This window comes from Sporosarcina sp. FA9 (assembly GCF_051550205.1).
Taxonomy (GTDB): Bacteria; Bacillota; Bacilli; order Bacillales_A; family Planococcaceae; genus Sporosarcina.
The window spans coordinates 166,157-192,354 of the sequence record NZ_CP188819.1 but is presented as its reverse complement, the minus strand read 5'-3'; the positions used below and the strand labels follow the sequence as shown (position 1 = coordinate 192,354).

Annotated in this window: 22 protein-coding genes and 1 pseudogene; 3 read left to right on the top strand and 20 right to left on the bottom strand. The window is 39.0% G+C overall.

Features of this window, described 5'->3' with window-relative positions; genetic code table 11:
- Positions 1-25 precede the first annotated feature (25 nt).
- The 14 genes from ACP8HH_RS00975 to ACP8HH_RS00910 form a co-directional block, all read right to left on the bottom strand.
- Positions 26-1,516, bottom strand: coding sequence for a nitrate/nitrite transporter (locus ACP8HH_RS00975; protein ID WP_438314598.1), 1,491 nt, complete (start codon positions 1,514-1,516; stop codon positions 26-28).
- A gap of 55 nt (positions 1,517-1,571) precedes the next feature.
- Positions 1,572-2,099, bottom strand: a complete 528-nt coding sequence (locus ACP8HH_RS00970; RefSeq protein ID WP_438314595.1) for a hemerythrin domain-containing protein — start codon at positions 2,097-2,099, stop codon at positions 1,572-1,574.
- A gap of 23 nt (positions 2,100-2,122) precedes the next feature.
- Positions 2,123-2,770: a response regulator gene (locus ACP8HH_RS00965; protein WP_438314593.1), complete on the bottom strand. Its 648-nt coding sequence runs from the start codon at positions 2,768-2,770 to the stop codon at positions 2,123-2,125.
- Entirely contained in the window at positions 2,767-3,840 is a 1,074-nt protein-coding gene (locus tag ACP8HH_RS00960; RefSeq protein ID WP_438318943.1) for a sensor histidine kinase, read from the bottom strand. Before ACP8HH_RS00960 ends, ACP8HH_RS00965 begins: the two co-directional genes overlap by 4 nt.
- Entirely contained in the window at positions 3,840-4,304 is a 465-nt protein-coding gene (locus ACP8HH_RS00955; protein WP_438314590.1) for a GAF domain-containing protein, read from the bottom strand. The genes ACP8HH_RS00960 and ACP8HH_RS00955 overlap by 1 nt, the downstream gene beginning before the upstream one ends.
- Before the next feature lie 19 nt (positions 4,305-4,323).
- Entirely contained in the window at positions 4,324-5,004 is a 681-nt protein-coding gene (gene narI / locus ACP8HH_RS00950) for a respiratory nitrate reductase subunit gamma (RefSeq protein ID WP_438314587.1), read from the bottom strand.
- The gene (narJ, locus tag ACP8HH_RS00945) at positions 4,997-5,566 is read right to left on the bottom strand and encodes a nitrate reductase molybdenum cofactor assembly chaperone (RefSeq protein ID WP_438314584.1); all 570 of its coding nucleotides are present in this window, start codon (positions 5,564-5,566) and stop codon (positions 4,997-4,999) included. The genes narI and narJ overlap by 8 nt, the downstream gene beginning before the upstream one ends.
- On the bottom strand, positions 5,559-7,175 hold the full coding sequence (gene narH, locus ACP8HH_RS00940) for a nitrate reductase subunit beta (protein WP_438314582.1): 1,617 nt from the start codon (positions 7,173-7,175) through the stop codon (positions 5,559-5,561). Before narH ends, narJ begins: the two co-directional genes overlap by 8 nt.
- Positions 7,165-10,839 (bottom strand): nitrate reductase subunit alpha, encoded by a 3,675-nt coding sequence (locus ACP8HH_RS00935; RefSeq protein WP_438314579.1) that lies wholly within the window; start codon positions 10,837-10,839, stop codon positions 7,165-7,167. Before ACP8HH_RS00935 ends, narH begins: the two co-directional genes overlap by 11 nt.
- Before the next feature lie 372 nt (positions 10,840-11,211).
- Positions 11,212-11,910: an iron-sulfur cluster repair di-iron protein gene (ric, locus tag ACP8HH_RS00930; RefSeq protein WP_438314576.1), complete on the bottom strand. Its 699-nt coding sequence runs from the start codon at positions 11,908-11,910 to the stop codon at positions 11,212-11,214.
- Positions 11,911-12,461: 551 nt separating this feature from the next.
- A complete protein-coding gene (gene lepB, locus ACP8HH_RS00925; protein ID WP_438314573.1) occupies positions 12,462-13,475 on the bottom strand; it encodes a signal peptidase I in 1,014 nt (337 codons plus the stop codon).
- A gap of 192 nt (positions 13,476-13,667) precedes the next feature.
- Entirely contained in the window at positions 13,668-14,399 is a 732-nt protein-coding gene (locus ACP8HH_RS00920; protein ID WP_438314570.1) for a class I SAM-dependent methyltransferase, read from the bottom strand.
- A gap of 241 nt (positions 14,400-14,640) precedes the next feature.
- Positions 14,641-15,720, bottom strand: coding sequence for a nuclease-related domain-containing protein (locus ACP8HH_RS00915; RefSeq protein WP_438318940.1), 1,080 nt, complete (start codon positions 15,718-15,720; stop codon positions 14,641-14,643).
- 183 nt (positions 15,721-15,903) lie between these two features.
- Positions 15,904-16,101, bottom strand: a complete 198-nt coding sequence (locus ACP8HH_RS00910; RefSeq protein ID WP_438314567.1) for a hypothetical protein — start codon at positions 16,099-16,101, stop codon at positions 15,904-15,906.
- Between the two features lie 181 nt (positions 16,102-16,282).
- On the opposite strand from ACP8HH_RS00910, the gene ACP8HH_RS00905 reads away from it, so the two are divergent.
- Positions 16,283-17,386: a Fic family protein gene (locus tag ACP8HH_RS00905; protein ID WP_438314564.1), complete on the top strand. Its 1,104-nt coding sequence runs from the start codon at positions 16,283-16,285 to the stop codon at positions 17,384-17,386.
- A 94-nt stretch (positions 17,387-17,480) separates the two neighbouring features.
- Here the strand turns inward: ACP8HH_RS00905 and ACP8HH_RS00900 are convergent.
- From ACP8HH_RS00900 to ACP8HH_RS00875, 6 genes and pseudogenes are all read right to left on the bottom strand, one after another.
- A pseudogene (locus ACP8HH_RS00900) lies at positions 17,481-18,142 on the bottom strand (DUF2306 domain-containing protein).
- Positions 18,143-18,158: 16 nt separating this feature from the next.
- Positions 18,159-18,377, bottom strand: coding sequence for a hypothetical protein (locus ACP8HH_RS00895; protein WP_438314561.1), 219 nt, complete (start codon positions 18,375-18,377; stop codon positions 18,159-18,161).
- 114 nt (positions 18,378-18,491) lie between these two features.
- Entirely contained in the window at positions 18,492-19,451 is a 960-nt protein-coding gene (locus ACP8HH_RS00890; protein WP_438314558.1) for an Abi family protein, read from the bottom strand.
- Between the two features lie 100 nt (positions 19,452-19,551).
- On the bottom strand, positions 19,552-20,589 hold the full coding sequence (locus tag ACP8HH_RS00885; RefSeq protein WP_438314555.1) for a ribonucleotide-diphosphate reductase subunit beta: 1,038 nt from the start codon (positions 20,587-20,589) through the stop codon (positions 19,552-19,554).
- Entirely contained in the window at positions 20,568-21,011 is a 444-nt protein-coding gene (locus tag ACP8HH_RS00880; RefSeq protein ID WP_438314552.1) for a flavodoxin, read from the bottom strand. Before ACP8HH_RS00880 ends, ACP8HH_RS00885 begins: the two co-directional genes overlap by 22 nt.
- Entirely contained in the window at positions 20,996-23,218 is a 2,223-nt protein-coding gene (locus ACP8HH_RS00875) for a ribonucleoside-diphosphate reductase subunit alpha (RefSeq protein ID WP_438314549.1), read from the bottom strand. The genes ACP8HH_RS00880 and ACP8HH_RS00875 overlap by 16 nt, the downstream gene beginning before the upstream one ends.
- Positions 23,219-24,402: 1,184 nt before the next feature.
- On the opposite strand from ACP8HH_RS00875, the gene ACP8HH_RS00870 reads away from it, so the two are divergent.
- Both ACP8HH_RS00870 and ACP8HH_RS00865 read left to right on the top strand, forming a co-directional pair.
- Complete coding sequence (locus tag ACP8HH_RS00870; RefSeq protein WP_438314546.1) at positions 24,403-25,533, top strand: betaine/proline/choline family ABC transporter ATP-binding protein; 1,131 nt, start codon at positions 24,403-24,405, stop codon at positions 25,531-25,533.
- Entirely contained in the window at positions 25,530-26,183 is a 654-nt protein-coding gene (locus ACP8HH_RS00865) for an ABC transporter permease (protein ID WP_438314543.1), read from the top strand. Before ACP8HH_RS00870 ends, ACP8HH_RS00865 begins: the two co-directional genes overlap by 4 nt.
- The last annotated feature ends 15 nt before the right edge of the window (positions 26,184-26,198 follow it).

The following is a 26,198-nucleotide window of genomic DNA, read 5'->3' as shown; positions in this document are numbered from 1 at the left end:
TCCGCGACTAGATACCCTTACCAGCTTATTCAGGTGTAATATCACTGAATGTGCCCACGTAGCGGACGACATCTCCAGTATTATCTTTAATTGTGCTAATTGAGATAAGCTCTAGATATTCCTCACCATTTTTCCGTTTGTTCCAAAGCTGTCCTTGCCACATTCCTTCCAGACCGATTTGTCCCCACATCGTTGTGTAAAATTCTGAGGATTGCCGACCTGAACTAAGTATATTCGGGTTCTTACCGATTACCTCTTCTTCTGAATAGCCCGTGAGTCGAGTAAATGCAGGATTCACTGTCTCTATCGTTCCAGAAGCGTCGGTCACCATAATTCCTTGTCCAGTCGAGTCAAAAACTTCTGATGCGAGGCTAAGACGGTCCATGTAATAGAGCCAAACTACCAAAACGAGACTCGCCAAAGCAACTTGAGAGAATGCCATAAAACCGATTGAGTACGAGCCTGTCATCGTATGCACTACAGATAACAACAGCGGAGGGAAAAATCCACCAAGCCCACCCATCATTGAAACAATGCCGTTTACAATACCAGCTTGTTTATTGAAATATAATGGAACAAGTTTAAAGATAACTCCGTTTCCGGTTCCGGCGCATATTGCGATGATCATACTTCCTACTGTGTACAATGCAATCGAAGGTGAGAACGCTAGAATAACAGCAGCAAATGTCAGTCCCGAAAACACGCCCATTAATAAAAATAGGGGTTGGAACTTATCTGCGAGCCATCCACCTACGGGCCTCATAAACGTAGCAACAGCTATGAATACAGCCGTTCTCATACCTGCATCCACTTTTTCTAACTCGAAATAAGTGACTAGAAAGTTTGGCAAGAAAATTGTAAATGCCACAAACGAACCAAATGTAATGAAGTAAAACAATGAGAAGAACCAAAGCTTTTCATTTTTGTAAACGTTCTTAATTTGTTCAACAATCGGTGTTTTTACTTTTACTTCATGTTTATCTCCGAATATGAAATTCAGTGCAGCAAAAATTAACAACAAGACGAGATATAACTTGACCGTCATCGACCAACCTACTTGAGTTGCGATTACAGGTGCTGCAAAAGTTGAAATCGCTGTCCCCATATTCCCGATGCCGTAAATCCCATTCACAAGTCCATGTTTCTCTTTGGGATAGTATTTCGGCAAAGAAGTAACACCAACAGAAAATACTGCCCCACCAATTCCAAGGAAAGTACCACCAATAATTAAGTGAGTAAATGTCGATGCTGCGCTTATGTAGAATACTGGAAACAATAGTAGTATAAAACTTACTAAAAAGATAATTCTTGCACCAAAAGCATTTGCGTAATAACCTAAAGGTATTCTTAATATCGATCCAAGAACGATTGGAACTGCAGTGACCATTGCAAGTTTCTCTGTCGGGATTGCAATATCTTCACGTATAAATGGCAAGAGCGAAGAAATCAATACCCAGACCATGAATCCAACTACCAGGTTTGCCGTCTGTAACGGTAATTGCACCTTTTTATTCATATAAATCCGTCCATTCGCGATTTATTTGTGTACTACTTGTCTTTGGTGCCTACTCTCATAAAATTGAAGTGTACAACTTTTCATAAAGTTCATCTTGTTCTTTAATATTCAGGATATTATCTACCATCGGAAATAATACGGACTCTTCTTTTACAAAGTGAACAGTAATTACTTCAAATGCCTCCGCAGCATCGCGAACAACTTTCTTCATATCCATCATCGTGAAATGATTTACGTCACCAAGTGTATGATGTAGAAAATGCCCAATGTAAGCATCAATTTCTTCATGCTCTTCTTCTGTAGCATTAACTGGACCTTGATCACTGCCCACATATTTTGCAAGCATCGGAAATAGATATTCTTCTTCTTTTTCTGTATGATTCTTTAAAGGTTCAATAAACGCAATCATAAGCTTTCTTAGCGACTGCAATGCTTCGTGTCCTTCCTCCAAAGTATATACATCTCTTTCAAAAGCTAGAACAATAGTATGCCATCCATCCATTAAGTACGCTAAGTAACGGTGTTCATTTTCAAGAACTCGAAGTGCAGGTAAAGCGAATTTAAATTTATTTGCGTCAGCCATTTGAATCGGAAAGCTCCTTTCCACTAAAAATCTAAGAGTTTTTTTCGCAACGCATATTCAACAAGATCAGGTCTGCTTTTCAATTGAAGCTTTTCCATAATTCGAGATTTATGAGCCTCTACTGTTTTGACAGAAATAAATAACTTTTCAGCAATCTCTTTATTGCCGTATCCTTTTGCAGCTAGTGGAAGTACCTCAATCTCTCGTTTCGTTAATATCTTAAAAGGATCGTCCTCTATAAAACTCGAATCATGTTTAATAAATTCACGAACAAGCGAAGTCGCCATAGTCGGATGGATATACGTGTCCCCAGCATTTATAGTACGTAATGCCGTTAACAAATCTCCGTCCGGTGCATTCTTCAATACATAGCCAGATGCGCCATTTTTCAACACGTGAAATAGATACTCTTCGTCATCATGCATCGTCAATATTAGAATCTTCGTTTCCGGGAAATCTTCTGAAATTTTCCCTGTTGCAATCAATCCACTTTCCCCAGGTGGCATACTGAGATCCATAATTAATATATCGGGATTATGCTTTGCAACTAATGTATAAGCTTCCAAACCATCCGCAGCTGTTGCAACAACTTCCATATCGTCTTGAAAGTTGATAATATGCATAAACCCGCTACGAACAACCGCATGATCATCCGCAATTATTATCCTCATGGAACATCCTCCTTTTGCACATCTATCGGCAGTGGAATTACTAAACTTATGACAGTACCCTTGCCAATATCCGTTCGAATAGTTAGTTGCCCCGTCGCAAGATCTGCACGTTCTCTCATCCCGAAAAGGCCGAGACCCGTTCCCTTTGGATTAATCGCATTAAGATCAAATCCGACTCCATTATCCAACACAAGCAGTTCTAGATTTCCATCTTTTTCGTAAAGCCGAACAGAAACTTCATCCACACCTGCATATTTTAGTGCATTAAAGACTGCCTCTTGGCAAATCCGATAAACTACTGTTTCGATTTCACCATCGTATCTTTTGGCAGACAGTTCTGCTGCAAATTGAATAACGAAACCATAGTTTTTTTCCATCCATTTAAAATGCGTTCGAAAAGCAGCTTCAAGCCCAAGATCGTCTAGAGTTGCCGGTCTTAACTCGACCGATAAATTTCGAATATCATCCAACAAACGCATAATTGAGCCTTCTGTTTGCTGAACCTTTTTGAGAACATCCGCATTTATATCCATGTATTTAAGCACACGTAAATCAACAAGAGTACTGAGCATTTCTTGTGCAACGCCGTCATGAAGATCCCTTGAAATACGTTTTCGCTCGTCTTCTTGAGCTTTAATCACATTTTTAACCATCGTTTGATGACTCAATGCCTCTTGTGTTTTATATTGTTTGGTCAAATCTCGTAGCATTAAAACTGTGATTTGATTTTCATTGTCTACTGCTTGAAAACTTGCAGCATACGGAACGATTCCTTTTCCTAGTGTATCTAAATACACTTGAAATGAACTGAAATCATCTTGTGGACGAGCGAGATAACATGATTGACAGGTTTGAAGTTCTTTATCATTCGTATACCCTTTACAAGTCATGCAGATTGCATCTTTATTGCCTAAAACCATCTGATTGAGCACTTCTGGACTTACAATTTGTTCAGCGGAATGATTCATAGAAATCACTTTTCCATTTCCATCAAAAAAGAAGATGGCTTCAGATGAATTGTCGTACATTCTCATTAACAAGTCTGTCAATTGAACACTTCCAATTTGCATCAATGTTTCACCATCTCCTTATTGTAAAACGGACCGAATCTTGGTCCAACTTCAGTCTTTAATCTTTCAAATTCTTCAATTGTCACTCTATTCCCACCACGGTATCCCACCAACAAGACGCCTTTTACACGATTGTATTTAAACAGAGGGATTGCCCCAAAGCTTTTTATGTTCTCTGCAACAACGATTGGATACGAAAATAAGTCACTTTTACCATACAGTTCTTCAACTTCTTGAACAAGCATTGGCTTTCCTGTCTTAAAAACGATTCCGGCTACACCTTTGCCAGATTGTAACGTAATTCTTTTATATCGATTACTAATATTCCCTACACTGTACTCCCATTTTAAAGAAAAGTTACTTTCCGCAGGTTGGACAAGTGCCAAACCTACAAAGTCAAATCCAAAATGTTCTTTAAGCTGATCTAATTTATGCTGGTAACTGAATTTTCTTATTTCCTTCATAGTCTTCTCCTAAAAATAGTTAGTCTGGACGATGCTTTCTATATAGGATATAGCTTCTACCAACATAATTCAATGGTACACTCCACACATGAACGAGTCTTGTAAACGGCCACATCGCAAAAATCAAGAATCCCGATAATACGTGAAGCTGGAATGCAAGCGGAACACCCGTCATATAAGCACCATCCGGTCTTAAAATAAGTAAGGAACGAAACCAAATAGATATTGAACTCCGATAATCGAAATCGGGTTGCACAATACTTGTCGCAATCACACTATACATTCCAATAAAAACGATAAACAGAAGAAGTGAATTGACAATCAGGTCGGAAGCAGATGAAAGTTTCCGTACACTTTTCAATGCAAATCTACGATAGGTCAATATTAACATACCCAAAAATGTTACGACTCCAAAAAAACCTCCGCCCCAGACTGCTCCCATATGGTACATATGATCACTTATTCCGACTGCGCGTGTCCACTCTTTTGGAATACCAAGGCCCGCAACATGTCCACCGATTACTGGGATAATTCCAATATGGAAAAGTAAACTACCAATCATTAATTGCTTTTTCTCAATAAATTCACTAGATTTTGCGGTCCAACCAAATTTGTCGGTCCGAAATCTAAAGATATGACCTACAATAAAAATAACTATACAAAAATACGGAAAGATAACCCACAGGAATTGATTACCCATTTGTTGGTGCCTCCTGACTTACGCAAGATTTAAAGGTCTCCCTTAATCCTTTAATGAGATAAAAGTAAGGGCTATTATGCTTTTCAAGTGCTTTTAACAAGTGATACGTTCCGTCTTCAATTACTGCGAGAAGCATTCCGAAGCTCTGTTCTGCTCTTGGATCCCCTATCCATTCAGATGCATAAATAAATTCACACATTAAAGGCAAGAAATCTGACAGCTCAGTGTCCGGCATGTTCAAACCAAACATTTCATATAAGACTTTGAGTTTTGCTAGCATTTGTCCACGTTCTTTTGCATCCGCATACTTAACGTACGTCATGAATAAAGTCGAATCTTTCTGGAAGTCAAACGTATATGTATACATTTCCTGAATATCATCGATGCTGCATTCATGCATTAAATCCCAGTACTTTTTTATGTCCGCATAACCCGGATGGGAAGAGTCAAAAGACTCCTCCATAACCGAGGGGTGAAAGCTAATTTTCTCAGGGTACGTAAGTTGTTGTGCAAAGAAACCAAATGCATGCTTTTCCTCATAAAGCTTCTCTAAATCAATCACGCCAAATCCCCCCGTAAAAGTTTGCTTCATAGATTTCTTTACCTGTTTTTTGGGGTTCAACAGGTCCACAACCATCACAACTACCGTCGGCATTGCTAATTGGAGCTGTAGCTGCGTAATTATATGAGTTATTGTCGCTTTGGCCCATTCCAAAGTTGCCCATTTCATCGTATCCTGCCGACCCTTGCGAGCGATATACGTTCACAGTATCTTCTCTATGAGATGTCGGAATAACAAATCGATCTTCATATTTAGCGATTGCTAAAAGTCTGTACATTTGTTTTGTACCATGCGCAGTTAATCCGACCCGCTCTAATTTGGACTCGTCGAAATCTTTACCTGAAGATACAGCACGCATGAACGAACGCATCATCGCCATTTTCTGCAGTGCACCTTTTACAGTTTCTGTATCACCCGCAGTAAGCATATTGGCCAAATACTGAATCGGTATACGCATTTCCTCAATTGCCGGGAAAATCATATCCGGATTTTTGATTGAGTCTCTTCCTTCAAAATAATTCATAATCGGGCTAAGTGGTGGTACATACCACACCATCGGTAATGTACGGTATTCTGGATGAAGTGGGAAAGCGAGCTTGTATTCAATCGCCAATTTATAAACTGGAGAGTTTTGAGCTGCTTCAATCCATTCTTCTGAAATGCCGTCTTTTCTCGCTTGTTCAATTACTTCGGGGTCACTTGGATCAAGGAACAAATCACATTGCGCCTTGTATAAATCTTTTTCATCCGGAGTGGAAGCTGCCTCAAGAACACGATCAGCATCATACAGAAGCACTCCTAAATAACGGATTCTTCCTGTACATGTTTCAGAACAAACCGTTGGTAATCCCGATTCAATGCGCGGGAAACAGAATGTGCACTTTTCCGCTTTATTTGTTTTCCAGTTGAAATAAACTTTCTTATATGGACATCCCGTCATGCAGTAACGCCATCCACGACAAGCTTCTTGGTCAACAAGAACAATTCCATCTTCTTCACGTTTGTAAATAGCACCTGAGGGACATGATGCGACACAACTCGGGTTTAAACAGTGTTCGCATAGTCTTGGTAAATACATCATAAATGCTTGCTCAAAATTGAATTTAATCTCTTCTTCAATCTTTTCAATATTTGGATCAAGCGGTCCAGTAATATGGGCACCAGCAAGCTGATCTTCCCAGTTTGGGCCCCATTCAAGATCCATATATTCTCCGGTAACTACTGATTTTGCTCGTGCAACAGGCGTGTGTTTACTATCTCCAGCCATTGTCAATTTTTCGTAATCATATGTCCACGGTTCGTAGTAATCTTTCATTTCCGGCATATCTGGATTATAAAAGATTTTACCAAGAGCAATTTTGGATAACTTTGAACCAGATTTCAGTTCAAGTTTCCCTTTTTTATTAATCTGCCAACCGCCTTTATATAATTCCTGGTCTTCCCAACGTTTTGGATAGCCGATTCCAGGCTTTGTTTCCACGTTGTTGAACCACATATATTCAGCACCTTCACGGTTGGTCCATGTCGTTTTACATGTAACACTACATGTATGACACCCGATACATTTGTCGAGGTTCATTACCATTGCAATTTGCGCCTTAATCTTCAAGCCAGTTAACCTCCTTCATTTTACGGACAGCTACGTAAACATCTCTCTGGTTCCCGATTGGTCCGTAATAATTAAAACCATAACTAAGCTGTGCGTATCCACCAACCATTTGTGTTGGTTTCATATGAATTCGAGTTGGAGCATTGTGACTTCCACCGCGTTCTTCTGTAATTTCAGAGCCCGGTACTTGAATATGTTTATCTTGTGCATGGTACATAAACATCGTGCCTTTTGGTATCCGATGACTGACGACTGCACGTGCTGTCACGACACCATTACGGTTGTATACTTCTAGCCATTGGTTGTCATCAATATCATGCTCGGATGCATCTTCATCTGAAATCCAAACGGTCGGTCCTCCGCGGAAGAGTGTAAGCATATGTTGATTGTCTTGATATGTTGAATGGATATTCCACTTACCATGTGGAGTCAAATACCTTAGTACAAGTGAATCTACACCGCCTACAATTTGTTTATCGCGTGGACCAAATACCATCGGCGGAAGTGTTGGCTTATACACCGGCAAAGCCTCTCCAAATTCTAGGAATAGTTCATGGTCAATATAGAAGTGCTGTCTTCCTGTAAGTGTTCTAAAGGGAACAAGACGCTCAATATTTGTTGTAAAAGGAGAATACCTGCGACCCATTTTGTTCGATCCTGAAAAGACTGGTGTCGGAATAACTTCCCTTGGTTGAGCTGTAATGCTCGCAAACGTGAATCTTTCTGCAGCACGATCTGCTGAAATATCCGCTAATTCAACGCCTGTATCGTGTTCAGCAGCCTTAAATGCTTTTTGTGAAACTCTGCCGTTTGTCGCTGAGGATAATGTCAGCATTGCTTCAGCAGCTTGTTTCGCGGTATGCAATTTAGGGAGACCATTCTTTATCGTATCGTCAAAATACGTGCCGTTAATTCCCTTCATCATCTCGTATTCTTCGGCAACCGAGAAATTCACACCGTGCGCCCCAACTTTTCCTGTGGACAACAATGGCCCAAGCGTTACATATTTATCAAATACTTTTGTATAATCACGTTCCACAATTGTCATTGCTGGCATTGTTTTTCCTGGTATCGCTTCAATTTCACCATTTTTCCAATCCTTTACTTCTCCGTAAGGCTGAGCAATTTCCTGTATCGAATCATGTGCCAATGGAGTTGTAACTAAATCTTTATACACTCCTGGTAAATGAATTTTAGCCAGTTCAGAAAATGTCTGAGCAATCGAGCGGTATATGTCCCAATCCGAGCGAGATTCCCAAAGCGGATCCACTGCTGGATTGAAAGGATGTACAAATGGGTGCATATCTGTCGATGAAAGATCGTGCTTCTCATACCATGTTGCAGCCGGAAGAACAATATCCGCATACAACGGTGTAGCCGTCATACGGAAATCAAGTGCGACAAGAAGATCAAGTTTCCCTTCAATTTCATCACGCCACACCATTTCTTCAGGTTTAAGTTCATCATTTTCGGTTGCAAGAAGGCCACTTGACGCACCGAATAAGTGCTTCATAAAGTATTCCTGACCTTTTGCAGAACTCGATACAAGATTCGAGCGCCAAACGAACAAGGACCTTGGGAAGTTTTCAGGTGCCCCTGGATCTTCAACTGCAAATTTTGTCTCGCCTGACTTTATTTGTTGAAGTGTGTAGTCGACGATTTCCGCGGTCGTTGTTTTCCCTTCAGCGGCCGCTTCTTCAGCAAAGACAAGACTGTTTTTATTAAACTGAGGATAAGATGGCAGCCATCCCAGTCTCGCAGCTAAAACGTTATAATCGGCCGGATGTTCATATCGGGCCTTGCCGCCAGTTGGAGACATTAAAAGGTCAGCACCCATTTCTTCGTACTTCCATTGGTCCGTCGCAAAATAGAAATAGGACGTCGCATTTTGAAGTCTCGGTGGTGCTTGCCAGTCACGTGCAAATGCAATTGTGCTCCATCCTTCAATTGGACGGCATTTTTCTTGCCCAACATAGTGAGCCCAACCCCCGCCGTTTACACCCTGAGATGCCGTAAGTGTAACCAAGTTCAAGATTGCACGATAAATTGTGTCACTGTTGAACCAGTGGTTAATTCCCGCTCCCATAATAATCATTGAGCGACCACCTGTATCAATCGCATTTTGCGCAAACTCACGCGCGATTTGTGTGACAAGTGCAGGCTTGACGCCTGTTATTGCTTCTTGCCATGCCGGTGTATAAAGCGAATTGACATCATCATAGCCCGACGCTTCTAGCTCGCTTCCAATCCGGTTCACTCCGTATTGACTTAGCATTAAATCATGAACAGTTGTGACAAGACGTTCAGAACCATCCGCGAATACGACCTTTTTGGCTGGAATTGGGCGTTTAAATGTACCGTTCTTAACGTTGTCAAAAAACGGGAAAACAATTTCCTCCCACTCGCCGCCATGCTCTGCGATGGATAATACTGGATCTATGCGCGTGCCATCTTCATTGTCTAAAATAAGATTCCATTTTGCATCTTCTTCCCAACGCTGTCCCATCGTTCCATTTGGTACAACGATATTGTTTGATGTTTCATCAAAGAGCACTGGTTTCCATTCCGCATGTTCTGAAGAATCTCCTAAATCACTAGCGCGTAAAAAACGACCCGCTTTGTAACTGTCTTCGAATTCGTCAAGTGTAATTAAGAACGGCATATCCGTATATTGTTTAGCATAATTTAAAAACATCGGTTCTTTTCGTTGAATATAAAACTCATCTAAAATGACATGTGTCATCGCTTGAGCAACCGCGGCATCTGTCCCAGGATTCGAGGCAATCCAATCATCCGCATGGACAACGCTCTCCGCGTAATCCGGTGCGACAGAAACCACTTTTGTTCCTTTATAACGAACTTCCGTCATAAAATGAGCGTCTGGTGTTCGAGTCAATGGAACGTTAGAACCCCACATAATGATATATCCAGCGTTAAACCAATCACTAGATTCAGGGACATCCGTCTGCTCACCCCAAATTTGAGGTGACGAAGGTGGTAAATCTGCATACCAATCATAAAAACTAAGCATTTCTCCACCTATTAAAGATAGGAATCTTGCTCCAGATGCATAACTGACCATCGACATTGCTGGAATTGGTGTGAATCCCGCAATACGATCCGGACCAAACTTTTGAATTGTGTGAATAAGTTGCGCTGAAATGAGCATTGTTGCATCACGCCAGTTAACTCGGACATGCCCACCTTTTCCTCGTGCTTTTTTATATTCAACTGCTTTTTCAGGATCTTCAACGATACTTGCCCATGCTTTTACCGGATCTTTAAATTCCGAGACCGCTTGATTCCACATGCGCCACAATTTCCCCCGTATGTATGGGTATTTCACTCGTAACGGACTATATTCATACCAGGAAAATGATGCTCCCCGCGGACATCCACGCGGTTCAAATTCAGGCATATCAGGCCCACAAGACGGGTAATCGATTTGCTGGTTTTCCCATGTAATAATCCCATTTTTAACGAACACTTTCCAACTACAAGAACCTGTACAGTTCACGCCGTGAGTCGTTCGAACAACTTTGTCGTGTGACCATCGTTGACGATACATGTTTTCCCAATCACGATTCTTTTCCTCCAAGATTGACCAACTGCCGTTAAACTTTTCCGCTGGTTTGAAATACTTCAGTCCAAACTTTTTCTTCATGGAACAAACAACTCCTTTATCAATGGGTGTCCAATGCATTCGTATATTTTTTCACAAGACCTATGAATTTCCTCTTACAGAAACACCAGACTTTAAGATTCAAACTACATGTGTTTCATATACTTTCCATATTAAAGATGTACAGCACATAAACCTATTAGGGTTATCCCTATTCCCGTCTAAGGGTTGCCCTTAACCCCCTTAATATATGCTTTTGCGTCTTGTTAAAGTTTCGAGAAAACAGGATGAATTGTATAAATAGCGTAAATTGTAAGCGTTTCCATGTGCGAGTGAATTCAAGGTAGTGTTTACCCTAATAGAAAAACCGCTGACCGGAATACTTTCTCCGATAAGCGGCAAATTCATTTTAGATTATAGAGCCGCGCGAACACGATCAAATAGGACATTGTTTTCTAAATGCACGTGTGCGAATGTATCTTTTTCTAATTCTTCGAGACGTGCATATACAATTCGGTACGTTCCGCATGCATCAACTGGTGGTGTGTAATCATTTGTAATCTCTCGCAATTCGTAAAAAAGCTTACCAGCATTATCATGCTCTGATTCCAATTCATCTATATGGGGCTGGACTTGTTCTTTTAAAGCATCTGTCGGATTACTAAGAAACTCAAGAATGAGTGGAAACACATTTTCATCCTCGTCACTTGTATGATCTAAAAGTTCTGCGCGCAACATTTTAAAAATTTCCTGAACACGAAGCAGATGTGGATGATTTCCTCCGTGAACTTTTGCTACTTTTGTTATATAAGGAGCGATTAACGGGAATTCTTCTCTAAGTCCATCATGGTATTTCTCTTGAATATAAGCGACAAGTGTTTTATTTCCAAAGTTTGTTGGTTCTACACTTCCCTTAGATTCACGTTTCTGCTCAATTACCTTTACTTTTTCCAGCACTTCTTCTGGATTAAGGTTTTGTCCCTCGGCTGCTTCCAAGAGTGAAATTTTCCCGCCACAACAATAATCGATGCGCATTTTTCTAAACAAATCTGCGCTTTGAGGGAGTCCAGTGACAATATCGGCGACTTGTGAATTTAATGTGAGTTGGCTCATGTATTGTTCCTCCTATTTTTTAATTACTGATTGTACTTGACTGAAAATAAGACTTGCATTAGGGCATTCACCTATTTCCAATCTGTCTATTCATCATAAAGGAAGTATTTGCGGGAGACTGTGATATTAATCACGATTTCTTGTTTCGTCACAAAACGTCCACTAGATGCGTTTCATATGAATTCTGCTATTACTATATGTTTGGAAACAATGTCCTTTTTCATTTTCGGAAGGTCCTAATTCCTTCAGGTCAATTTAAACAGCACGCATCCTCGAGGATTGCGGGGACATAAGAAAAGATTCAGAGGACATAACCGAGGATTGGGCGAAAACTTATGAGCATTAATGGCTGTTAAAAAGGCACAGAACGTCCGTATAGACATACGTATCTCGAACAGATCCAGACAAAGTTTTATTGGAAATTCATGAAATGCGTCTTGATGCCTTTACAACGAACACCAAAACAATAGGTAAGTACGTAGTTTCAATTGATAAAACAATATTCCGACCCATTTTTCCATAGAAAAACGCCCTTTCAGGCGTTTGGTTTTTTATTTACTTACTGCTATTTCGGTTATTGTTTTATCTGGGTTCAATTCATACATCCAAACTTTCCCGTCGTCGCCTTTATAAAAATAAGAATACATAATAGCCTTGCCGTCATTAAAGTTAATAAATAGCTGAGATTTTACGTTCTCATCTTTAATTTCCTTAAATGCAACCGTTTCCACAGTTTGTTCATAGTTATAATTGTTTTTAACATTGTCGTACATCCAAGTTTCAATATTCCCCTCGAATCCCGAAACAAAAACTTGACCAAATATCATTTCGACTTTTTCTTGGGTCAACCCTATTTTCGCATTTTTTAGTACAAAACTTTTATCAATTATATTTCTCGTTTTTACAGTTGATTTTGAGTCAGTTTTTAAATATCCCAGAATCTTTCCTTCCACGCTATTCATTGGTAATACACCAAAATCTCTGCTATCAACACCTCTAGCTCCGTTGTCAGATAAAACAAATATGGTATTTTCCTCAACTTTAACAGGTTCCATAGTAGTAGCAAAATACTTTTTAGTAGCTTCATCATCTCCTCTATTGGCTCGTTTCACATGAAATTCTTTTTCATTCATCCCTGCCCATAATAGTTTGGAATAGAAAGTATCTAATTTTTTATCGTCAATAAATACTTGCCCATCTTTTATTTCAACGATTTCACCTGGTAACCCAACTACTCTTGAAATGTAATTTTCGGGCATATTGAAGTGGGGATTACTTTCTATTGTGAAGTCGGGTGATTTAAAGAAAATAACATCTCCTCGTTTAATTTCCCTATCATCGGGATCAACGACTAAACGGGGATGAGCCAATATTTCATAATCGTGATTCCCTCTATTCATATTGTCGGAATGCCATTCTAATAACAACGAACTTTCAAGAGGTTCTACCAATTCGACTTCTGGTTTTGTATCATTGTCTGTAATTGTTTCCATTTTATTCGAAGCAACTTCTGGTGAACACGCAGTTAATAATACTACCATTCCCATTAGTAAATATTTATTCAACTCCGCCAACTCCTTTACTTATATTATACCGTAAATATCCATTTAATCTTTTGAGAATAAGGAATATTCCGTTAACAGTGACGATAATAAAAAAGCTAAGAAATCTGGGCGTTTTTTTGGCGAGATATAATACTATCTTTATTGAACTAAAGCGGCACTCGTTAGTTCAACATTCAATATTAGGATATTTATTTACTTCACACACGAAAAAGCCAGTACAATTGGAATTCGTTGTCTTCTAACAAATTCATCTTCACTACTAAAATGTTCACGCATCGGTGTACCTTCACGTAAATCCAGAACTGAAAAGCCAGCTTGTTTAAGTGCTATAAAATAATTTTCGATTGTTCGATGATACTTAACCACAATTTGGTCAATCCAAGGCTCTTTTCTTTTCCCCTCATGGAAGTAGTCATCGACAATCCAATTACCGCGCTTATCTCCAGATTGCTTACTTGCAAAAGACGAAGTTGTAAGGGGATGCTGGATACTAAAAGCAAATCTTCCGTTTTCTTTAAGTGTTTTATGAACATCTTGAAATAGGCGGTTAATGTCTGAAACATAATGGATTGCAAATCGAGATGTCACAAGATCAAATGCCTCTTTTGGATAATCATAAGATTCCATTGTTTCAAAGTGTATTGTCCCGTTTTGTTCAAGTATGTTAGAGCGTGCCACTTCCACCATTTGTTTCGAACCTTCTACTCCTGTGTAGTTTTTTGCTCCTAAATGTAAGAGTTCTTTTCCAAAGGTTGCATCACCACACCCTAAATCTAAGATGCTACAATCTTGAAAGCTCCCAATTAACTCATAGATAACTGGTCCTTCAATAGCATTATTTGGACTATCCTTTCTGTTTCTTCTAGTCATGTAATTTTTAAAGAAACTCGTTTGATCGTAAACGCTGGGACCTTTATATTCCATCGAAACGTCTCCCCCTTTAAAATTTGTGATGTCAGACGAGTCATCGTCAAATACACAAATTAAAGTATTTTTCATCACAAACTTCCCATAATTGACAAGTAGGAAGTTATTTACTTTCCAGATAAAATGATCGCTATAAACGATTCCTTATTGAACTAACACTCGCTAGTTCAATAACAACAACATAATTTCCTTTCAAAAACATTAAAGAAAGCCACTTCACCAAGAGAAGTGGCCTCTATTACATGAATGGTTTTCCTATTGGCCAGCGGTATCTTGTGGCGACAGAATTCCCAGTTTTATTAAGATGAAGAGTCTTTAGTGCATAGTATGCTTCATCTTTGTTATTTAATTGTAAAAACTCCCTACACTCTCGATTTGAAATGGAATCATTGACCAAGATAAACCAATCTTTTAACGATTCGCGATAGTTATTTGGTTCAATTAATCCGCATCTGGCACACTGGCGTTGTTTATGACTCTTATATATCATCGAATTATCGCAATTAGAGCAGAGTTGTCCCCTCTTTAAATTAGTTGGGTCGATACCGTAATGGCTGCACAATGGAAAGGGATTGAATCCCACATTGCTTTGTTTAATTACTTTACTTATTTCACTCAGTTGATTCCGACTGTAGATTGTGGGGAGTTTCGCCAGTTCATTTAGTAGAATAGGAAGTCCTTTTCGATATATTATGGGTGAATTTGTTGGCGCTTTTTTTACCCTACCACTTTTACTTGAAATCACTACGCGACCCAAGATATCGACATTTATTCCTTTTTTCGCAAGCCAGACCTGTAGGATATATATATGCGTTTTAAGCTGGTCTAATGGACAATCCATTATTGTTTCTTCGCCTGTTGAAAGTGTTTGTTCTAGCTGATTCGGATTTGTAGTGAAATGAAGATTGCCAGCAATATTTTTCACGTCCAGAATTAAGAGAAATCGGTCGGATAGGATGAGGGTGTCAATTTGAAATGAATTTCCGGGGGTAAGGGTTAGATGAATATCGGTGAGAACTATCAATGATATGGGGACCTCGAGTGATTCAAGGTATCGATCGATATATCGTTCTCCAGAGAAACCTGCTTCCACATTGTAAAGCTGCTTTTGTAGTGCGTTCGTACGGGATTGATTCGAATTTAGACGGGCTATAAGTCTAGGCAATGTCTGCAATAGTTCTGGTTCATTTCTTCGGATCTTTTTGATTTGCAACCACTCTCTTTCTGAATTATTAGTCACTTCACTATTAATATAGCAAGTCCCGCATAAGATAACAAGGATTATTGCTGCTTTTGTAATTTGCGATTGCGGGGACATAAAACCGAATTCAGAGGACATAACCGAGGATTGAGCGGACAACACATGATTCAGCGGACATCCTTCACAATTGCGGGGACATTAGACAAGATTCAGAGGACATAACCGAGGATTGGGCGGACAACGAGAAATTCCCCATAAAAAACACGCATGCGCTAAATAAGCACATGCGTGTTTTTCCAATTACAGATCATCAAACCCATTCAAGTCACTTGATTTCACGTATTGCCTTGAAGCCTGTTCAAAAGAGTCTGTTTTCGTATCATCGCTGCTATCAACATAGGCTTTAATCCATCTCATCGAATTATCCGTGAATTCTAGACAGATTTCGCTAAGTCCCTTCCCATATTGCAACACGTCACGTTTAATATACGACTCCATTATCAATGTGCCGACCATTCTTTTGGATTGTGCGCTAAACTATAGTTGATAATAGAGAAGATTAAGACATCCTAATATTCACTCTTTTATTAAAGTACCTTTATCACTTTGTTAACTTAGTAGTATCATTTTACTCTTTTAAAGGTATAATGAAATAAATACTACTTTTAGGGGTGAGATAATGAAAAGACCGTATGATCTACCTTTATTGCCGATTACTTTTGATGCTAAAACCGAACTTGAGTTTTATCGAAAAGTAGTTACTGCCTCCAGTATGTTGGAAAAGTTGAAAGAGAAACTTCATTACTCCCTAGTCAACACTTCTTTTCTGGAACTTCTCACCTTGCTTGAATCTGTCCAATCTACACGAATCGAGGGAACACAGGTTACTTTCAGTGATATGCTTGAAGATCAACTTGAAAGCAGCCACGATTGGAAAAGAACGGAAGTTAGAAATTATCAGGTTGCTCTTCAAATGGGGATTGAGGAAATTAGCATTGGATACCCCTTAAACGAGCGACTCATTCGTAATATGCATAAGGTACTCATGAAGGATGGGCGGAGTTCAGCAAATACCGCCGGAGAGTATAGAAGAATTCAAAACTTTGTGGGGCCAACAAATGAAATAAAAGATGCTTCATACATTCCGCCGAAACCACAGAAAATGGCAGACTACATGAGCAATCTTGAACTTTATATTAATGGAAAACCATATGCTCAAGAAGTACTTGATGATTTGCATCCATTGATTAAATGTGCAATAATCCACGCTCAGTTCGAATCCATCCATCCATTTCTTGATGGTAATGGAAGACTTGGACGCATCTTAATTGTTTTAGTCCTTCTTCAGACAAAACTAATCGATTCACCGTTTTTTTTCCTAAGCGAGGAATTGGAATCTGAAAAGTTTAAGTATTACACATTGTTAAATGGCGTTCGGGGGATTGGAAAAATTGAACCTGATTGGCAAAGTTGGATACACTTCTTTCTTGATTCTGCGATTCGTATGGCGGAACGACAGTATAAGCAACTAGATGAGGCGGAGGCGCTCTATGAAACAGGCAAAAGTAAACTAGAAAACCCTTCTGCCATAAAAGTTTGGGGTGCACTTTTTACCCATCCCATTACAAATGTTGCGCAGCTTGTAGAAGATACAAAACTATCACCTGCTACAGTTAGAAAAAGCTTAAACTGGCTTGTCGAATTGAATTTGATTTACGCAGATGACCGAAAACGTAATCGCCGTTACTACTTTTATGATTTGATTAGGATTATTCAAGGTTGAGGCTAATACGGATTATAGGAAATGCACATGTGATGATGACGTGTGCATTTCTTAGTTATTTTATTGGATGAGTGTCTGTACTGTATCCAAAAGCTTAACTTGTCTTATTCTGTATAAATCTTTTACTCACCTCATACTTTTTACTAAGCTTTCGTTGAATATACAACTCCGCTACAAGTAAATTTGGCACCCAAGCTACCCAAGCAATAGTCGAATAACTGCGCTCAAAATTCTCTAAACCAAAAGCCAATGCAAATACTGGCAACCACATTCGTAACGTAACAGCTGCAAAGGTTAAGGAGTAATTTCTAATCATCCATTTTTGATGGGTATGTACTTTCCCTTCTTTAATTCTAACAAGAGCTTTATAGGTAGTTACTAACTAAAATATAGATAAGAAACCAAACCCAAGCTTCCCTACGATGCCACCGGTTGCGTAAAATGCTAGATAAAGTCCTGATATACCACTAAATAATATACTAAGAATATAAACTTTTCCTAGCCTACGATGACGAGTAAAACTCTTTTCTCCAAACTTTGTGGATAATGCAAATGGCCCAATGACTAATGCAGCGATGCTAGATGCAATATGGATATATAACATCATATACCAAAACGCACTCAATTTAGAAAGATACATTATTTTCATCTGAACCATTCAGCCTGTTTTGCATTCATAAAAAAATATTGAACAATTGCATAACCCGCTACAGCTATTGCTAAAAATAGTGTGACATACCAAACTCTTTTATTCATAATACTTCCATGAAACTTAGTTTTTTAATCCTTGAATAAGAGTGCGAATATGAAATTGAATTAAGCGTTCCTGTTCTCCCCAATCAAATTCAGGATATGTGATTAATAGTGAAGTCAAGCCATGTAAACTTGCCCATATGGTATGATTTAATGATACATCCAAGTAATATTCCCGCCCACCTGTCTTATATATAAAATAGTTTATGGCATAGTAATCCACAAGTCGAAATTTCATAATTTCCTAAGCACATAAAAAAACACCTACTCAATTAAGAGTAGGCGTCGCGATAATAAACTAAGGGTGAAGGAGGACCTTCACCTGTACAAACCGCGCGAAGCGATTTTTTCCTTATCTAATATGATATGCCTTGCCGTCTATAAAGTCAACAATTTTAGAGAAATACTTATAAACAGAAACTAGACCATTGTGCTTCTTGTAGTGGTCTTTGTAACGAAGACATCTTTCGAGAATTTCATTTAAACTTTTGTACCTTGTTTCTTTCATTAGCTGACTATCTATAAACATATCATACACAAAAAGAAGTGCGGTTAAGTCGTGTACCTTACGATTAGATAATCTTTTTCTCCGCATATCCTTTGAAATACCGGGGACTTTTTGCACAAAACTTGTTATTGGCTTAACTATCGGTTTTCTTAATTGGTTGAGTTCTACAACATCCATAATTAAGGGACTGTTGTGCGCGGCTAAATTCCTAACATTTTTAACATATCTCAGTACTTTACAAAGACTGGCAAGCGAATCCGATTTATGTGCGTCTTTATAGTAAAACTCAACAAACTTAACAAAGTCTCCAAATGACATTATCTCAAACAAAACCCAGATTGGCGGATTCTCACCATGCTTTGTATAAATACCATGATTATAATGGGATTCATATTTTAAGTGATTAAAATATCGATCAATCGTTGAATTTGTATAAATTAGGAACTCTTTTACAATATTATATCCATCTTCATAAGGGTCATTGGTAATGTCAGTAAGAATCTTTGTCTTTAATCTATGTTCAATGTCTAAAGACATATGCAAAATGATATATCTTAAGCGCATATCTATTGTTGCAAGGTCTGAAAGGTAACAGAACTCTAAATTCAAGTATTTCCCTTCTTTATTTTTATAAAAGTTTTTTCTATAAGCTGTTATTTTGTAGAAATAATTAGAGTTTTGTAAAATACTTTTAGCCGATTCTTGATTAATAATATCAAATTTCACATTCTTATCCACAAGATGCTCAATCATTTCGTCAAAATTAAGTTTCTTTTTAAATTCACTATGTATTTTTTCCGTCATAGGCTACATCCTTCCTATTTACATTTTTATATTTACGAGTATCCTTATATAAATTTAGAAAACACGCATACGCGGTAGCGCGTATGCGTGTTTTTAAATCTTACAAATCATCAAACCCGTTCAAGTCACTTGTTTTCACATATTGTCTTGAAGCCTGTTCAAAAAAGTCTGTTTTTGTGTCGTCGAAGCTGTCGACATAGGCTTTAATCCATCTCATCGGATTATCCGTGAATTCTGGATAGATTTCGCTCAGTCCAAGCATTCTCAACATTTTATTAGCACGGTATTTAATATAGCCGTGCATTTCTTCCAATTCAATACCTTCTATGTCAACGAGAACGTAGTTACTCCAAGCTTGTTCTTGTTCAACAGAGTGACGGAATTGGTCGTAAATCCATTCTGTGAATTCTTCAGTATTGTAGTCTGGGTTCTCTGCAAGCGCTGCACGGAAAATATCACTCATTGCTTTTCCGTGTTGCAACTCGTCGCGGTTAATATAGGAAACCATTGTAGACGTTCCTACCATTTTTTGATTGCGTGCTAAATTATAGAAGAATGCAAAACCACTATAAAAAAACAATCCTTCGAGAAGCGTCGTATATACCATTGCCTTTAGTGCAGTTTCAATAGTGGGTTGCTCTGCAAATTCATTGTACACACTTACAATACGTTCATTTCTACGCATCAACACATCATCTGTGCGTCCCATTTCGAATGCTTTAATCTGCTTATCCAATGTCGTTACCGATGAAAGTACGTAGGCATAGCTATGATTATGCTCGCTTTCTTGGTCCGCGATTGTTGCCATTATCGACTTTACAGATGGATCTGTCGTGTAATCAGATAACTTTGCTGCGATGTCCGTTTGTGGACCATCTAGTGTTGCAAGTAATCCAATGATTTTCAAGAAAGCATCTTGCTCGCGCTCTGTTAATCTAGAAAACTGTTTCACATCTTGCGTCATGTCTACTTCATTTGCCGTCCAAAAAAGGGAGCGAATTTGCTGACGTAATTTATAAAAATGTGGATGTGCAAGGTCGTTCCAATTGAGGATACCACTTGCTTTACCACCGAAAATTGCCGTTGATTTATTCGGATTCGCCGGTTCTAGTACTTTTACTTTTGTAAGTATTGCCAATTTGTAACTACCCCTTCCGCCCAATTGATTGCTTTAATTTCTTGTTCTCCACGCGGGCTTTGTTCTATTAAAAGTGGTGGAAACTGTGAATGATAAAAACGTGCAAGTTTGACTGAAGCAAGACAAAACAATTCGTCCCCGCCAAATTGGGTATCACCTGTTCCAAAGACGTAAACGTTCGGAGGTTTATAGCCAAGTTCGGCCACAAAATCCTTCACTTCATCGGGCGTTGAGCCTTTTTCCCATGTAAAAGAACCGAGCAGCATAGCCCCATAATCGCTTGGATTTGGAATAGCCATGCCGCCACCGATTCGATAAGTTGTAAAGGATACATTCATCTTCGTAAATGTTTCTTCAATAATTTCCGCGACTTCTTTTGTATTCCCGCTCCATGACGAATAGGCGATTAAGAATGACACCATTCACACTCTTCAATATCCGTTGCACTTGAACGTGTGTAATATGTCGTTTTCATGCCTGATTTCCAAGCTTGTACATGTAAATCAAGCAATACAGAAGCGCGGATTGTATTTGGTACGTAAATGTTGAATGAAATTCCTTGGTCAATATGACGCTGTCTTGCTGCGTTTTGTTTGATTGACCAACGTTGGTCTACTATATAAGCGGAACGACGATAAATATCATACGTATTATGATTTAAATCAGGTGCCACGACTGGTAATTTAAAGTCTTTCTTTTCTTCATGGAAAAACGGCTTAAAGACCGGATCAATTGATGCCGTTGAGCCTGCAATGACAGATGTCGAACTGTTCGGTGCAACAGCCATTAAATAGCCATTACGCATACCGTTTGTCGCAACGTCTTTACGAAGTTCATTCCACTCATTTGAGTCATATCCTTTTAAGTCGAAATAATCGCCTGACTGCCAATCTGACCCTTCAAACAACGGATATGAACCTTTTTCTTTCGAAAGTTCCATCGATGCAGAAATCGTTAAGTAAGCAATCTTCTCATATAGTTTATCTGCGAAATCAACCGCTTCGTCAGATTCCCACTGAATATTCTTCAGCGCAAGTAGGTGATGCCAGCCGAATGTGCCAAGACCAATCCCGCGGTAACGAGAATTTGTACGTTGTGCTTGAACAACTGGGATTTTATTCAAATCGATGACATTATCCAACATGCGTACTTGGATTTTAATCAATCTCTCCAGTACTTCCGCAGGAACAGCTTTCCCCAAATTAATGGAAGACAAGTTACAAACTACGAAATCACCTGGTTTTGAACGTGTTACAACAACATCATCTTCGAGTGTTACGGATTCAAACTCAGTCGCACTCATATTTTGTGTGATTTCTGTACAAAGATTACTAGAGTAAATCATACCTTCATGCTTGTTTGCATTCGCACGGTTTACTTCGTCACGATAAAACATGAACGGCACGCCTGTTTCGAGTTGACTGCGTAAAATACGCTTCATTAAATCGATTGCAGGTACTGTTTCACGAGAGAGTTCAGAATTGTTCACACATGCTTCGTATTTCTCGCGGAAAGATCCAGAACCACGTTTTTCATCATAGGCATCTTCAAGTGAAAAACCCATTACTTGGCGAACTTCATGTGGGTCAAACATATGCCAATCGCTCCGTGCTTCAATTGCTTCCATATATAAGTCCGGTAAACAAACGCCCGTGAATATATCATGTGCACGCATACGATCGTCACCATTGTTTAATTTCAAATCTAAGAACGTAAAGATGTCTTTATGGAAAACATCCAGATAAACAGCAATCGCACCTTGACGTTGCCCAAGCTGATCAACACTTACCGCTGTATTATTTAATTGCTTAATCCACGGAAGCACACCACTTGAAGCGCCTTTAAAACCACGAATTGCAGCTCCACGGCTACGTACTTTCCCCATATAAACGCCGATTCCGCCGCCATATTTCGATAAGTTTGCAATATCCGTATTGCTGTCATAAATCCCTTGAAGAGAGTCGTCCACTGTATCGATAAAGCAACTTGATAGCTGGCCATGGGGCTTACCCGCGTTCGACAATGTTGGCGTTGCTACAGTCATATATAAATTACTCATCGCCCAGTAAGCTTCTCCTACTTTTTCAAGACGATTCTCTTTTTCGTCTTGCATAAGTGTCATCGCAATGACAAGCCAGCGTTCCTGAGGAAGTTCTACAGCCTTTTTATCGAAATCAACAGCAACATAACGGTCCATAAATGTTTTTAAGCCGATATATGTAAAGAGCTTGTCCCGTTCAGGTTTAATGAAACTTCCGATTTCCAACAGATCTTCCACTGTATACTTTTCTGTTAGAACGGGTGTGTAAAATCCTTTTTCTACAAGGTTTTTCACATGTTCTGCAAAGTTTTCGTAAAGTTTTTCATTGCGTTGTTTTTTTTCATGGAAATAAACTTCATGGAGATGAATTCGCGCTGCGACGAATGTCCAATATGTTTCATCTTCAGCAACATAGCTAATCGTTTCAAGAACCATTGATTTAGCCCACTCCGCAATCGACGCATCCGGATGTCTGTCTCTCCATCTTTCACTTGCTTTCAGTAAAGGCGCTACTTTATCCGCCCCAAATTCAGTTTGTAATTCGTTTAGAAGCTTTTCAATGTTTGTTGGTTTAATTTGAGTTGTCATTAATTATCGTCTCCTTTTTACTTACATAAATGAAGAGCATTATGTCCGTTACTTCGGCAGAGCGCTCGCTCATTAAGTTGATTTGGAGAAAGCAGATTCGAATCGTTTACATGCTAATAGTAGCGTAAACAGAAAACCGCGTGCTTCCACCTCTCAACCTCCGAAGAAATTATGTATTGTCGATAACAGTCGTTTTGCTTTATCAGTCGCACTACCTGTCCAGTCGAAACTATTTTCTCGGACTCCGTGATTCAATCTATCTGATTCGACCTGCTTTTACAAATAATTCGTTTTTGTCGATTTCGCTACCAACACTATATGTTGTGCCTGTTCCACTACACATACCCTAACATGTTGTGTTCTAATCGTAAATAGGCAAAAAGTTATCCTATTCATGAATGAACAACTTGTCCACATATCCACAATGCTTTTTCCACAACCTCTCGACCAATATCATCAAGCCTTCCAGCAAATAAAGTCTAAGTTATTCACAACGTAATTATTTTTACATATTTTTATTTCATTCCCGCTAATCCTTCACGACTGGTTTATTCCACTAAAAGCTATAAAATGTATAAAAAAATAAAAAATCTAACTGCCCATACAAACATGGGATAGATAGATTTTTTGTTCATAGTGTCGCTTTCACAGTTTTCCTGTAGTACCCAACTGTTTAGAAAGATAACACAATAAAAATCAATGCATACAGTCCCATTGCAATCGAAGCGGGTACTGTAATGTCAGACATATGGAAACCGTCATATGTTGGCAATTGTATGTCCATAGTAACGGGGTGTGGCTTCTCTTTAATGAAGGATCCCAACACATCGTGAAAATCAGCCGGTCTAGAAACATGGAACGACCATTGCGTAAGCCTTTCTGTTAATGAATCAAATATGGCTTAATCATCCTCCACAATAAAAACTTTCATATCGATTCCGATGCACTACTCTTCTTAATAATCATTAATGAAAGACACGAATATGGACACTTTGGTACGTTATGTAATGCGACTCTTCACGTGAAATGAACCAATATCCTGCATAAAATATCAAAATATGGTATGATAGATGAATACGACATATTTTTGTAACAATTTGACCCCTAATATGTCTTGCTTTTTTCTCCGATTTACTATCTAATATCGGAAATCCAATTCGTTTTAAAAAACACAGGAGGTACACATGTTAAAGTTTGAAAATGTAACAAAAACGTATGATGGCGGATTCAAAGCAGTTGATTCTGTCAGTTTTACAATTAAAGAAGGCGAATTCCTTGTCCTAATTGGACCCAGTGGTTCAGGTAAATCAACAACAATGAAAATGATTAACCGAATGATCCCACACACGAGTGGAACCATTTCTATCAATGGCGAGGACATAAACTCCTACAATGCTGCTGAACTCCGCCGAAGTATTGGCTATGTCATTCAACAAATCGGATTGTTCCCCCACTATACAATCGAGAAAAACATTGCGATTGTTCCCCAACTTAAAGGATGGAATAAGAAAGATATTCAATTGCGAGTTATAGAACTTCTCGAATTGGTCGGACTTGATCCAAAAATTTATGCGCAGCGCTACCCGAAAGAACTTTCAGGCGGACAACAACAACGTGTTGGTGTTGCCAGGGCACTTGCTTCAAACCCCGACATTATATTAATGGATGAACCCTTTGGCGCACTTGATCCAATTACTCGCGATCAGTTGCAAGCTGAATTAGTGACTTTACAAAAAAAATTAAAAAAGACCATTGTCTTCGTGACACACGACATGGACGAAGCGTTAAAAATGGGCGATCGCATTGCAATTATGAAAGACGGCAAGTTGCTTCAGTTAGACACCCCAGAAAAACTACTTCATGAGCCATCACACGGCTTCGTAGAGGAATTCATTGGCAAGCACCGAATTATACAAAATCCGGAACTCATGCTTGTTCTTGACATCATGGCTGAAAAGATCGTTACTACTTCTCCACATCAATCTCCAGAAAAGGCGATTACCCTTACCCGCCGACGTAAAATTACAAACCTTATCGTCGTCGACGACGATGATAAGTTACTTGGTATTGTATCTGCGTACGATCTAATTAAAAAATTAGATTCTATAGAAACGATTGAAGAAATCATGGTACCCGCAGAACCCTACTTACTTGATTCAGCATCCGCTAAAGATGCCATTATTATGATTGACGACGCACCCTTCGGAATGATTCCTATCGTAAATAAGGATCATAAAATTATGGGGCTCGTTACACGTGGTTCTTTACTATCCGCCATGTCCAACCAGTGGACTGAAACGGAGGATTTGTCATGAATAAAAGAAATATATTCGATGAGTTTATTTATCAATTTGGTAACCGGTGGGAAGATCTATTAACGAATATGGTTACCCATATCGAACTCGTTTTCTTCTCGATGTTGCTCGCTATTTTTGTTGGTGTCCCCTTAGGGATTTTAATCACACGCGTTCCTAAGTTAGCAACCGGCGTTTTAGGCGGTGCTGGAATACTCCAAACCATTCCAAGCCTTGCTTTATTAGGATTTATGATTCCAGTCTTTGGAATCGGCCTGAAAACAGCAATTGCTGCATTATTCCTTTATTCATTATTACCGATTATCCGAAACACCTATGCAGGTATTAAAGATGTCGATAGCGCAACCACTGAAGCAGCAAAAGGAATGGGTATGACCAGTATGCAAGTACTGCTTAAAGTCGAATTGCCACTGGCTCTTTCCGTTATTATGGCCGGAATTAAAACAGCTACCGTCATTAACGTCGGTACAGCTACACTTGCCGCATTTATAGGTGCCGGTGGACTTGGAGACTTTATCTTTCTAGGAATTACCCGCGGAAATGATGCGTTAGTATTGCTTGGTGCAATTCCAGCAGCATTACTAGCCATCGCTCTTGAACTGTTACTCGGTTTACTAGAGCGCAAATCTACACCACGCGGTTTAAAATAAGAGGAGGAAATACAA

Coding starts and splice junctions, on each gene's coding strand:
- ACP8HH_RS00975 (WP_438314598.1), bottom strand. CDS start 1,516: ATGAATAAAAAGGTGCAATTACCGTTACAGACGGCAAACCTGGTAGTT.
- ACP8HH_RS00970 (WP_438314595.1), bottom strand. CDS start 2,099: ATGGCTGACGCAAATAAATTTAAATTCGCTTTACCTGCACTTCGAGTT.
- ACP8HH_RS00965 (WP_438314593.1), bottom strand. CDS start 2,770: ATGAGGATAATAATTGCGGATGATCATGCGGTTGTTCGTAGCGGGTTT.
- ACP8HH_RS00960 (WP_438318943.1), bottom strand. CDS start 3,840: ATGCAAATTGGAAGTGTTCAATTGACAGACTTGTTAATGAGAATGTAC.
- ACP8HH_RS00955 (WP_438314590.1), bottom strand. CDS start 4,304: ATGAAGGAAATAAGAAAATTCAGTTACCAGCATAAATTAGATCAGCTT.
- narI (WP_438314587.1), bottom strand. CDS start 5,004: ATGGGTAATCAATTCCTGTGGGTTATCTTTCCGTATTTTTGTATAGTT.
- ACP8HH_RS00935 (WP_438314579.1), bottom strand. CDS start 10,839: ATGAAGAAAAAGTTTGGACTGAAGTATTTCAAACCAGCGGAAAAGTTT.
- ric (WP_438314576.1), bottom strand. CDS start 11,910: ATGAGCCAACTCACATTAAATTCACAAGTCGCCGATATTGTCACTGGA.
- ACP8HH_RS00920 (WP_438314570.1), bottom strand. CDS start 14,399: ATGGAATATAAAGGTCCCAGCGTTTACGATCAAACGAGTTTCTTTAAA.
- ACP8HH_RS00915 (WP_438318940.1), bottom strand. CDS start 15,720: ATGTCCCCGCAATCGCAAATTACAAAAGCAGCAATAATCCTTGTTATC.
- ACP8HH_RS00910 (WP_438314567.1), bottom strand. CDS start 16,101: ATGGAGTCGTATATTAAACGTGACGTGTTGCAATATGGGAAGGGACTT.
- ACP8HH_RS00905 (WP_438314564.1), top strand. CDS start 16,283: ATGAAAAGACCGTATGATCTACCTTTATTGCCGATTACTTTTGATGCT.
- ACP8HH_RS00895 (WP_438314561.1), bottom strand. CDS start 18,377: ATGAAATTTCGACTTGTGGATTACTATGCCATAAACTATTTTATATAT.
- ACP8HH_RS00890 (WP_438314558.1), bottom strand. CDS start 19,451: ATGACGGAAAAAATACATAGTGAATTTAAAAAGAAACTTAATTTTGAC.
- ACP8HH_RS00880 (WP_438314552.1), bottom strand. CDS start 21,011: ATGGTGTCATTCTTAATCGCCTATTCGTCATGGAGCGGGAATACAAAA.
- ACP8HH_RS00875 (WP_438314549.1), bottom strand. CDS start 23,218: ATGACAACTCAAATTAAACCAACAAACATTGAAAAGCTTCTAAACGAA.
- ACP8HH_RS00870 (WP_438314546.1), top strand. CDS start 24,403: ATGTTAAAGTTTGAAAATGTAACAAAAACGTATGATGGCGGATTCAAA.
- ACP8HH_RS00865 (WP_438314543.1), top strand. CDS start 25,530: ATGAATAAAAGAAATATATTCGATGAGTTTATTTATCAATTTGGTAAC.